The following is an 8,830-nucleotide window of genomic DNA, read 5'->3' as shown; positions in this document are numbered from 1 at the left end:
CCCGGTGGGGATGATTCAAAGCCAGTTGTTGCAATGTAATTCGTTCAGGCTCAGAAAGTGTTATCGTCGATTTCATCAGAACAGTGGAAAATTCGGTTATCGTATATCAATTATAGCAATTATAGCAATTATGTAGATAATTTATCTGATTAACTTAACTCGAAAAAGTTTTAGTGTGGTTATGCCAATTATGCAGTTGGAGTTGGCTCTTGATAAGAATGATATCGGTTGGATAGCCAGTCTATTTTACCTTGCTTATGGCGGTTCAAAATTTTTTTCTGGCATTTTCCACGATCATACTTGGTTATCGCTGGTTCATGGGCGCAGGATTATTAATGACGGGAATACTGAACATCATTTTTACATTCCAGCTCATCATTGTCATCCTTGCTGTTTGTCTGGACGTTGAATGGCTTTTTCCAAGGATGGGGATGGCCAACATGTGCCCGACTTCTCACTTACTGGTATTCTCGTAATGAGCGGGGCTTCTGGTGGGGGTTTTGGAATATATCCATCAATATAAGTGGTATTTTTCTTCCATTATTATCCGCATTCTTAGCTACGCATTATGGTTGGCGTGCTGCATTCATTGTTTCCAGTTTTAGTGGAATTGTGCTTGGAATTTGGTTATGTCGAAGAATACGAGGAATTCCACAGGAACACAGTTTACCTAGCGTGGGACATTGGCGACAAGATACTATGGAACTACGACAAGAACGATCGTCTTCACCAATGTCCATGATCCAAATTTTACGGAAAACAATTTTATTCAACCGTACCATCTGGCTCCTTGGATTTTCTTATGTTCTCGTCTATTTCATTAGGATCGCAATCAATGATTGGGGTAATTTATGGTTATTAGAAAAACATAGAGCCAACTTACTTAATGCCAATGCTACGTTATCACTCTTTGAATTAGGTGGATTATTGGGCGCTCTTTGTTCTGGATGGGGATCTGACTTGCTATTTCGCAGCCAACGTGCACCAGTGATTCTACTATTTTCTCTCGGTCTTTTCTTTTCTGTAGCGGCCCTCTGGTTAATTCCTATAAATAATTATGTACTATTGTCTATCTGTATTTTCAGTATTGGCTTTTTTGTATTTGGCCCACAGATGTTAATAGGTCTTTCAGCAACAGAGCATTGCCACAAAAAATCCGCAGGTACAGTAACCGGATATTTAGGATTGTATGCTTATTTCGGTGCTGCAATTACTGGTTGGCCATTAAGCCAAGTCATTGACAGATATGATTGGACTGGTATGTTTGCCTTATTGACTCTTGCAGCCGCCATGATGGGTTTATTACTGATGCCAATGCTGATGGTTGATGTCAGTAAGGCACAGAAAGTATATAGATAACCTAAATAATTGACTTACTAAACCAGCAGCGCAATACAGACCTATATTGAGAAATAGCTCATATAGTTGGTGGTTTCTATTCTTTAATATGTCTAATCACTGTACGGACACTAAAATTGTTGGTAATTTTACCGGGATTCATTGCCTCACATTACCAACTGAAAATGCTAAATACGAAGTTACTAAGTTTCGCTCAATTGGACGGAACAGTAACAATAGATAAAGGCATCGCAGCTTAAGACGATAAAGATGTTTTATAGCCGGTAATACCACTTGCAACTTGAGCACAAATCTTCCATACAAAAATAATCTTTTCCCTTAATTCTGCCTATCAACTCATCAATAAACCCTGTAAAATCATCTATGCTTTCTGGGTATGTCACTGTCACACCGCAAAAAGACCATTCATCTCACTTCTAATAAATAGGTTTTACAATGCATCAGTCTGATGTTGTTGATCGTTCACTTTTTTCATTAAGCTGGCCGATTTTCATTGATATCTTTCTGCATATGGCGACGTTATTAATCAATACGTACATGATCAGCCATATTTCTTCTGCTTATCTCGCCGCGATGGGGGTAGGTAATCATGTTTTTGATCTCTTTATTACAATTTTTAATTTCATTAGTGTAGGTTGTAGTGTTGTCATCGCACAATATTTAGGTTCAGGAAAACGCAATAAAGCCAGTCAGGCGATCCATATTTCTATTGCTTTTAATTCTGTGCTGGGTCTTGGTTGTGCGCTGATCACAGTATTCTTTGGTTATAAAATCCTGTCTATCATGAACCTGCCCGAAAATCTGATGGATGATGGGTTCGCTTATCTGCATGTTCTTGGTATCTGCCTGATACCCGAAGCGATTTCGATTATTCTGGCGGCCTGTCTGCGGGTTTACGGAAAATCGAAAGTAGCCATGTATGTCACGCTGATTGCTAACTTGCTCACCATTGTCGGCAATATGATCGTGTTGTATGGGTTCTTTGGGCTACCTCAATATGGGTTGGAAGGTGTAGCATGGTCTACAGTATTTGGTCGAGTTGTTGCGGTTATTCTGCTTTGCGGGTTGTTGTTCTGTAGTTTGAATATTAAGTTCGAGTTTAAATTGCTCGTGCACTGGTCTAAAAGCATGTTGAGCAAAATTCTGCATATTGGCTTGCCCGCCGCCGGTGAAAACTTGGTATGGATCCTGCAATATATGACAGCGCAGGCGTTTATCGGCCTGATGGGCGAAACATCTTTGGCTGCCCAAACTCTGTATTTCCAGTTATCTCTATTCATTATGCTGTTTGGTATCTCAACCAGTATTGGCAATGAGATTATGGTTGGTCATCTTGTTGGGGCAAAACGCTTTGAAGATGCCTATATCCGAGGGCTAAAAAGCCTGCAAATTGGTGTTATTGTCACAGTAGGTGTCGTATTAACGTTCTGGATCTTCAGGGAACCACTTCTCAATATCATGACGGAAGATGAGAAGATTATTGAGCTTCTTCTGCCGCTGTTCCTGATTTCTGTCTTTTTGGAGCCGGGACGTACTTTCAACATTGTGATGGTCAATGCCCTGCGTGCCTCCGGTGATGCCCGTTTTTCACTTTACACCGCACTGATTTTCATGTGGGGTATCTCCATTCCTGTCGGTTATTTTTTGGGAATCACCATGGGTATGGGAATTTTGGGGATCTGGATAGGATTTTTCTGTGATGAGTGGATACGTGGATTAGTGAACGCGTGGCGTTGGAAGTCTAAAAAATGGCAAACTAAACGATTGGATATCTAATTTAAAAATAGCAGTAAAAATAAATGTAAAAAAATGCCGCAGGGAAATCTGCGGCATTTTTATTTCAATTAAATCTTATAATTTTTTTCTTATAACTTTTCTTTGCCATAGAATTCTGAACGAGGACCATACAGCAAGCGACCATATCCACCTGCATTTAACAAACGATTGCTGGTAATGCCTGCAATATCATGGCCTCTGTCTATAACCGTATTGACGATCTGGGAGATGGCCGCTGATACCAACATGCCGATCAAACCACCACTGGAGTAATTGTCATTTTCTGTGGAAGACGCCGTTGCGAAACCATTCCACAATTGTTTACCCGTGCGCAAATCCACCAGACGGGCTGTCGCACTGACGCGGGTATCACTATTTATGATTTGGTATTGTGTACCATATTGCGTGATATTCAGGTAAAGAGCTGAATCTGCGCCAAATATACCATGCAATTTTTTGTAGCTGATATTGTGGATATCCTGCGCTTCTGTCACTCCATTTTGGCGGAATGTTTCTTCAACTGCCGCAATGGGATAAACATAATAGCCAGATTCAGCTAATGGGTAAGTCACTTGGGACAGCAAACTGCCAGAAGCCTGCACTTCCACTGATTTATTTATGGCAGGCAAAACCAAAATGGATTTAGGTTTGCTTTCTCTCAGTGCAGAATAATCATACGGTTTATGTTCGGCGCATCCTGTCAGTACCAACAAAAATAAGGTACCAATCGCTACCAGAAAACGGTTCATTATTTCACTCCTTTATTCTTGCTTAACAGAAAATCTATGTAAGGTGCAGACTCAGGAAATAGGCTTTTTTCTATCTCAAACTGCTGGAAAGCATCCTCAATATTGCCAATTTTGCTGGAAAGCAATCCCATTTGCGCGTGCAGGCCGGGGGGAACAGGTTTATCTTTGGCCTTAGCTTGCTCGATAACTTTTTGCAATGCTTGAAGCTGTTCCTGTGGCTCTGTTTTATCCTGCTGGTAATATTGGTACAGAGTTGATTGATAATCACCCCATTCATATATGGTCTTAGGGGCTTTTACACATCCAACCAATAATAGAGTCGCCAGCAACATCCCCGTCTTTTTCATCAAAAACATACAAAAATTTTCCCTAAAATATTTCACCAATTAATTTTAAAAAAATAATTAATTAATAATTAGTTAGCAGGCTTCCATGCACCATTATCAATACCAGCTATCAGATCATTAATTGCTTCACGGATCGCCAAATCTAATACCTTGCCATTCAGAGTCGAGTCGTAGCTGGAAGTACCACCAAATCCAATGAATTCACGACTGGAGAGTTTATATTCCCCCGCTCCTGCTGAAGAGAAGACGACTTCGGAAGTTTCAACATTCACAACATTTAGCATCACTTTTGCATAAGCAACTTGTGACTTGCCACGTCCCAAAATGCCCCATAATTGATGATCGCCCACTTCTTTGCGACCAAATTCAGTCACGGAACCCGTAATAATGTAATTAGCCCCTTTCAATTTTTGAGCTTTGCCCTGTAAACCCGCTTCCGCTTTCAACTCAGCCAAATTAGTGCGTTCCAATACGTTAAAACGACCTGTTTGTTGTAAATGAGTTACAAGGATGGTTTTTGATTGGTTTCCTAAACGGTCAATGCCATCAGAGAAAATGCCATTTTGGTAGCTTGAACGGTTTTCAAATTTGCCCACGGCAATCGGGCTACGAATACCGGCATAGGTTGTTTTATAGGAAGTAACTTTTTGTATGGGAAGTGTTGATGAAGATTCCGTTGCACAGCCAGCCAGCATGAGAGAAGCCAAGCAAAGTGAGGCTAATGTGAGTTTGCTTTTCATTATTATGTCTTCCTGAGTGAATGTTCAAATAAATCTGTTCGGTTTTTTATACAGCGAATACTGCTAACATAAAAGCGAGGGGATAATAAATATTGTTACAGAAAAAGTCCATTTAATTAAAAAGCAAGCTTTAGTCATAATCAGATAACTGCATGATTTTTAAGAGTTTAAATGGTAACTAACTGAGTGACTATTAGTCAGGTTAATTTCAATATTAGTTACTATTTAAAAATAAAAAACATTGTTAATCTTCTTCTTTATTATCAATAAATAACCCCGATAAGAACGTCATTCCACCAAACCATTTGGAATAATCATTTATTTAGAATGGCTATTTATTTGGAATAGCTATCGATTTAGCATAGTTATAAATATCGAGTTAGATCTAAAAACATTTATATCCCGAAAAAAGTTGTTTCAATTAAAATATAAATTATAAATATTGGAAATGAAAATAAGTATATAAATGCTCATTCTAATCTCTTAAGAGACTTAGCTAACCACAAAAACCATAGTGAAAAAAGGTTTATTCAGCATTTATTGATTTATCTTTATTTCCAATCGGAAGGCCGAGATGGAAATATACATCACACTATTTTACTAGCAAAAAATCCTAGATTAATATACTGAATTACATCATAATATTAACAAAAAATAGGGTTTAATACTGACAAGGTGTTTTGAATTGATACAAACGTGGTAAAGCACGCAATTTTCTTTCTGGTTGTTTTAATTATTAATATCACAAATACTCACAATACCCTTGTTGTTCTCTCAAAACTGTAATAGATGGAATGTTTAGGAGAATTTTTCTCCTTGAAATCATTTACTATCAGCACACGATAACTCTCTTACTAAAAGAGCGGTTATTTAGTAAAGATGTAAGCGAGAGCTATTATGAAAACAGCAATAAAAAACAATGACACGCCACACCTATCCTCATCGGCCAAACGTGCCAACATGACGGAAACAGAATGGAAAAAAGCAATAAAATTCAACCATACTGATACTGGTTGGGTCATTATAAGTATTGGTATGGCAATCGGGGCCGGAATTGTTTTCTTGCCTGTTCAGGTTGGGTTGATGAGATTGTGGGTTTTCCTGCTTTCTTCCGTTATTGGTTATCCCGCCATGTATCTTTTTCAGCGACTCTTCATCAACACTCTCGCAGAGTCGCCAGAATGCAAAGATTATCCTAGTGTCATCAGTGGCTATCTTGGTAAAAACTGGGGAATTCTGTTAGGCATACTCTACTTCATTATGCTGGTGATCTGGATGTTTGTTTATTCCATGTCCATAACCAATGACAGTGCTTCTTACCTGCAACCATTTGAAATCACCGATGAATTAATATCAAAAAAATCCATTATATGGGTTGGCGTTAATTTGTGTGCTGGTCGCTATTTCATCTCGTGGTGAACGATTGCTGTTCAAAGTATCCAGCTTGATGGTCATGACAAAGTTATTTGTTGTCGCAACATTGGGAATTTCCATGATTGGTATGTGGCATCTTTACAATATTGGGGCATTGCCTCCCTTCGGTCTATTGATCAAAAAAGCCATCATCACATTGCCTTTTACACTCACGTCTATCCTGTTTATCCAAACAATTAGTCCAATGGTGATTTCTTACCGCAATCGGGAGAAAAATCGTGAAGTTGCCCGTCATAAGGCGCTGAGAACGATGAATATAGCCTTTGGTGTCCTGTTTTGTACGGTATTTTTCTATGCCATCTCTTTTACAATGGCAATGGGACACGAGGAAGCGGTCAAAGCCTATGAACAGAATATTTCAGCACTGGCAATTGCCGCTCAGTTTTTTCCTGGTGGTTGGGTGATTGTTGTCAGTATCATGCTCAATATCTTTGCTGTGATGACGGCTTTTTTTGGTGTTTACCTCGTATTTCGTGAAGCCAGCCAAGGAATTGCCATGAATATTCTTGCTCGCCTGATGCCTGTCGAAAAAATCAATGAAAAGTGGATTCAAAAAGGCATTATGGTTTTTGCCATCTTATTGGCATGGAGCGCCATTATCCTAAATGCACCAGTGTTGAGTTTTACTTCCATCTGTAGCCCAATATTTGGCATCGTTGGCTGCCTCATTCCTGCCTATTTAGTTTACAAGGTTCCCAGTTTGTACCATTACAAGGGGATATCTCTCATTTTGATCATCTTTACCGGGATCTTGTTATGCGTTTCCCCTTTCTTGGCCTTCTCCTGACATAAGAACTGTTCATCATAAGAGCTGTCCGAGTGCCCGAAAGCCAATATTGAAAAAGGCCAAGAAATTTCTTTTTGCAGTTTTTTGGCCTTAATCAAATCATATTCCGCATACTTCATTCATAAAATAAGCATTTTAATGATGGACTGATATTTAATTAATCATGAAAAATATCTGTTTAAGTAAATTTCATAAATTGAACAAAAAACGATGAATTCCTTAGAATAAACATCGAAATAATAAACCTTACAAATCATAATCTAACGAACCAATCAATCCCCTTTAATAAGTATATTACTCCAATATCAATCGCATTAACCATATATAATACTTATTTTTTTTCTAAAAATGCGTAAAAACATATAAAACATTAAATACTCAAGCGCAACTTCATTCGTATGATAAAAAGAGATGATTTTTATTCAATTACAATGCATTATGTAAACAGCTTAGATAAATCATTTACTTTTTCCGCTAAATGCAGTAAAAATATGAACTTAGTACACCAAAAAAGAATGTTAGAAGAATAAAAAACTAGGAACCAAACCAAGCCAAATGATTAGTTGCAAAGTTCGATAAGACTGTTTTTATATATGGAATTCTATTTATGAATGTCTCATTCTATGTATTAGAGCCACATGACATGTACTTATAAGGTTTCAATTAGTATTTCCATTAAAAATAAGACGAATAAAAGAAGAAAAATTTTTCTATTTGCAACACTCCAATTAAATAAATTTAATATTTTCCCAATCGCATTCAAAAAATACTAATGGCTATTGTATTCGATTGGCTTAAATAACTTGCTATTCACAATTAATCTCTCTGATTTCATAGGAATGATAATTTCATGAAGCAACGTAAATTTTTAACCCGATACGAAATAGACGCAATTTTGGCAGAAACAAAACAAGGACGTCACGCAGAACGGGATTACTGCATGCTATTAATGTGTTTTATTCACGGTTTTAGGGTAAGTGAGCTATGTAATTTATGTCTATCTGATCTCGACCTAAATTCAGCGATCATTCATATCAGACGGTTAAAAGGAGGGCTTTCAACTACACACCCTCTAATTCCAGAGGAAATCGTAGCATTGAAAAGATGGCTGAAAATTCGCCAAAAATGGCGAGAAGCCGATTCTCCGTGGGTATTTCTCTCCCAAAAATCCGGCCCCGTTTCACGACAACAAGTTTATGCATTATTGAAACGTTATGGGAAGCAGGCATCGGTCAGTGTTTCTCCACACCCACATATGTTAAGGCATGCCTGTGGTTATGCATTGGCCGATCTTGGTCGTGATACTCGTTTGATTCAAGATTATCTCGGACACCGTAATATTTCACATACCGTCCTTTATACCGCCAGTAATGTGAAACGTTTCTCCAGAATTTGGGAGTTCCCCTCTAAATAACTGTGTTATTTTTTCTGCTGTTTTCACTAACATGACTTGTTATCGCAATAATCTCCACAAATTAATTAGTGGAGATTGCCGTTAGATAAAATAAATTATTATTTTTTACGTATGACAATCTCAATTTGTGAAATAATTTTATTTTTATTGTTTTATGTTTGTTAATTCATCAAGGGATGCTTTACCGAAACTTAAACCTAACAGGTGAATATATAAAATAAGTT

General features: G+C 37.8%; 4 protein-coding genes and 3 pseudogenes. 4 read left to right on the top strand and 3 right to left on the bottom strand.

The features are described from left to right. Positions 1-154: 154 nt before the first annotated feature. Both BM135_RS06125 and BM135_RS06120 read left to right on the top strand, forming a co-directional pair. Positions 155-1,359 (top strand): annotated as a pseudogene (locus BM135_RS06125) (MFS transporter); the annotation flags it as partial. Positions 1,360-1,794: 435 nt separating this feature from the next. Continuing rightward, positions 1,795-3,135: an MATE family efflux transporter gene (locus BM135_RS06120; RefSeq protein ID WP_092518830.1), complete on the top strand. Its 1,341-nt coding sequence runs from the start codon at positions 1,795-1,797 to the stop codon at positions 3,133-3,135. 89 nt (positions 3,136-3,224) lie between these two features. Here the strand turns inward: BM135_RS06120 and BM135_RS06115 are convergent, their stop codons facing one another. The 3 genes from BM135_RS06115 to BM135_RS06105 are packed head-to-tail and all read right to left on the bottom strand — an operon-like array spanning position 3,225 to position 4,971. After that, complete coding sequence (locus BM135_RS06115) at positions 3,225-3,884, bottom strand: DUF799 domain-containing protein (protein WP_092518828.1); 660 nt, start codon at positions 3,882-3,884, stop codon at positions 3,225-3,227. Further along, positions 3,884-4,240 (bottom strand): DUF4810 domain-containing protein, encoded by a 357-nt coding sequence (locus BM135_RS06110; RefSeq protein ID WP_092518826.1) that lies wholly within the window; start codon positions 4,238-4,240, stop codon positions 3,884-3,886. Before BM135_RS06110 ends, BM135_RS06115 begins: the two co-directional genes overlap by 1 nt. A 59-nt stretch (positions 4,241-4,299) precedes the next feature. Next, positions 4,300-4,971, bottom strand: a complete 672-nt coding sequence (locus BM135_RS06105; RefSeq protein ID WP_092518824.1) for a CsgG/HfaB family protein — start codon at positions 4,969-4,971, stop codon at positions 4,300-4,302. Positions 4,972-5,868: 897 nt separating this feature from the next. Between BM135_RS06105 and BM135_RS06100 the strand changes: the two are divergent. After that, positions 5,869-7,192 (top strand): annotated as a pseudogene (locus BM135_RS06100) (SLC5/6 family protein). An 847-nt stretch (positions 7,193-8,039) separates the two neighbouring features. Further along, positions 8,040-8,606, top strand: a pseudogene (locus tag BM135_RS06095) (tyrosine-type DNA invertase); the annotation flags it as partial. Between the last annotated feature and the right edge of the window lie 224 nt (positions 8,607-8,830).

Source organism: Xenorhabdus japonica, assembly GCF_900115195.1.
Classification (GTDB): Bacteria; Pseudomonadota; Gammaproteobacteria; order Enterobacterales; family Enterobacteriaceae; genus Xenorhabdus; species Xenorhabdus japonica.
The sequence above is the reverse complement of the archived record's forward strand: the minus strand, read 5'-3'. Positions and strand labels throughout refer to the sequence as shown.

Coding starts and splice junctions, on each gene's coding strand:
- BM135_RS06120 (WP_092518830.1), top strand. CDS start 1,795: ATGCATCAGTCTGATGTTGTTGATCGTTCACTTTTTTCATTAAGCTGG.
- BM135_RS06115 (WP_092518828.1), bottom strand. CDS start 3,884: ATGAACCGTTTTCTGGTAGCGATTGGTACCTTATTTTTGTTGGTACTG.
- BM135_RS06110 (WP_092518826.1), bottom strand. CDS start 4,240: ATGTTTTTGATGAAAAAGACGGGGATGTTGCTGGCGACTCTATTATTG.
- BM135_RS06105 (WP_092518824.1), bottom strand. CDS start 4,971: ATGAAAAGCAAACTCACATTAGCCTCACTTTGCTTGGCTTCTCTCATG.